The organism is Arthrobacter sp. P1_A5 (assembly GCF_056406825.1).
On sequence record NZ_JBFTZL010000312.1, the window covers coordinates 1 to 2236 of the forward strand.

At 64.6% G+C, this 2236-nt stretch carries 3 protein-coding genes and 1 pseudogene; all 4 read right to left on the reverse strand.

Annotated features, from left to right (window positions below; translation table 11 throughout):
- Window positions 1-389, reverse strand: a 389-nt coding sequence (locus AC1D1S_RS20740; protein ID WP_476995404.1) for a dioxygenase, incomplete at its 3' end; no start/stop codon positions are given.
- A gap of 194 nt (window positions 390-583) precedes the next feature.
- Complete coding sequence (catC, locus tag AC1D1S_RS20745) at window positions 584-862, reverse strand: muconolactone Delta-isomerase (RefSeq protein WP_476995405.1); 279 nt, start codon at window positions 860-862, stop codon at window positions 584-586.
- A gap of 67 nt (window positions 863-929) precedes the next feature.
- A complete protein-coding gene (locus AC1D1S_RS20750) occupies window positions 930-2030 on the reverse strand; it encodes a mandelate racemase/muconate lactonizing enzyme family protein (protein ID WP_459384503.1) in 1101 nt (366 codons plus the stop codon).
- Window positions 2020-2236: pseudogene (locus tag AC1D1S_RS20755) on the reverse strand (hypothetical protein); the annotation flags it as partial. The pseudogene AC1D1S_RS20755 and the gene AC1D1S_RS20750, both read right to left, overlap by 11 nt.

Consider the following 2236-nt stretch of genomic DNA (forward strand, 5'->3'; position numbering starts at 1 on the left):
GTGCCGGGTTCGTCGTCGCGCATCGGCAGGGTGGCCGGGGTGTTGAGCGTGGGGGCGCTCGGGATGTAGTACGGTCCCTCGATGCTGCCCTTGGAACCGTGGCGACTGGAGTTGGCGACCTCCTCGACGGAGTGCTCCACCCATACGTCCAGGAACAGCGGCCACTCCCCGTCCTCGCCGACCTGGATGAGCCAGGCCTTGAAAGCGTTGTATTCGTCGTAGGTGACCTTCTCGTCCAGGACGGTGTCGTTGATCGCCTTGATGACGCGGCCGGCAAGCGTGCTGACCCGCTCCTGGCTGGTGCCGGCGGCGAGGTGCTTGTTCTCCCGGAAGCGGGCGGTTGCCCCTGCGCCCGAGGAAGCTGCTGTGGCTTCGGTTTCCATTGTCATGGTGACTCCCTTGTCAAAAAAAGAAGGATGGTAAGAGCGGTCGGCGGTTCCGGACTGGCAAATTTCGCTCAGTGCCGTGCCGCACATCACATCCGGTGTTGATTCAACGGTAGGCCCGTAATTGGTCGAGGGGAAATACCTATTTCCGGCCCATTGAAAGCTTTTGGATATGAATGTTCGAGTGAGGGGCTGGGCTATTCGACAGCGGACGGGTGCTTGGCCAGCGGCGTCACCTTGATGTCCATGTAGGGGAAGAGCGGCAGTCCGGAGAGCAGGGTGTGCAACTCGTCGTTGWCCGCGACGTCGAACACCGAGTAGTTGGAGTATTCGCCCACGACCCGCCACAAATGCGCCCATCGTCCGTCGCGCTGCAGCTGCTGGGAATACTCCCGCTCTTCCGCCTTGACGGCGTCGGCGCGTTCCTTGGGCATGTCCAGCGGAATATTGACGTCCATGCGGACGAGATACAGCATGTGGTTCTCCTTGCGTGGTGGGGAGCGGTGTGCCGGCGTTCTGAGGCAGGATGCGGGCCGGGCCGGGCTAGTCCTGCCGGTATTTCTGCAGCTTGTCGGCGTCGATGGCCGCGCCGACGCCGGGGACATCGCGGACCCGGATGGCGCCGTCCATGATTTTTAGCGGCTCCGCGAGCAGGTCGTCCGTCATGTCCAGGTAGTTGGAGAGCTCCCCGGCCCGCCGGGAGCTGGCCTCGAACGCCGCACCAAAGGTGACCGTGGCGAGGCTGCCGATCTGGGTGTCGATCTGGTTGCCCATCGTGACGTCCACGCCGAGGCCCATGCAGAGGCCGAGGATCTGCTGGGCTTCGGTGAAACCGCTGCGCGCAGTCTTAATGCAGATCGCGGTGCTGCCGCCGGAAAGCAATTCGCGGGAGACATCGCCCAGGGTGGGGACACTTTCGTCGCCCACGATCGGGATGCTCGAGCTCTGCACCAGCCGGCGCCGGCCCATCGCCTCGCCGGCATCGCACGGCTCCTCCAGCATGGAAAGGCCCAGGCCTTCGGTCCTGCGCAGGACCTCCATGGCCTCGTTCGCCGTCCAGCCACGGTTGGCGTCGAGGTAGATCTCGGCGTCCTCGCCAAGGCCCTCCCGCAAAACATGGCAGGCCTCGACGTCGAGGGAGAGGGGCCGCCGCCCGGTCTTGAGCTTGAAGGTGTTGATGCCGTACTTTTCACGGAACCGCAGCGCTTCTTCCAGAAGCTCGGCGGCGGGCTTGAAGCCCAACATGTGCGAGACCCGCATGCTGTCGGTGAAGCCGCCCAGCAGTTTGTGCACCGGGGTGCCCAGCGAGATCCCGATGACATCCCAGAGTGCGATGTCCAGGGCCCCCTTGGCCGTGGGGTTGTTGACCGTGCGCCGGAGCAGCTGCTGGACCTTGGAGCGGTCCAGCGGGTCCAGCCCGATGAGTTGCGGGGCAAAGACCTTGGTCACCACCGAGACGATCGAATCCTGGGTTTCGCCGTAGGTGTAGGGCCGCGGCGGGGTGTCCGCGATACCGCAGATGCCGGTGTCCGTGTAGATCCGGACCAGCACGTGTTCCGCGGAAGTCACCTCGCCGCTGGCGAACTTCAGCGGCCGCGCGTAAGGAATGGCGTAGGGAATGGCCTCAATGCGGTCAATTTTCACGGGGTGGTTCCTTTGTTGCGGATGCGGACGCGGGTTGTGACTGTGGCAGGGACTGGGCCGGCGACTCCGCGGGGCGAAGCGGGGGCTGTTGCTGGCCAGGACCCGATGTGGGAGGTAAATCGAAGAGCTGCAGGAAGCTGCGCAGCAGGGGTGTCTCAGCGTCGCGGATCCAGGCAACGGCGAGGTCGACCGGCGGCGGGTTATGC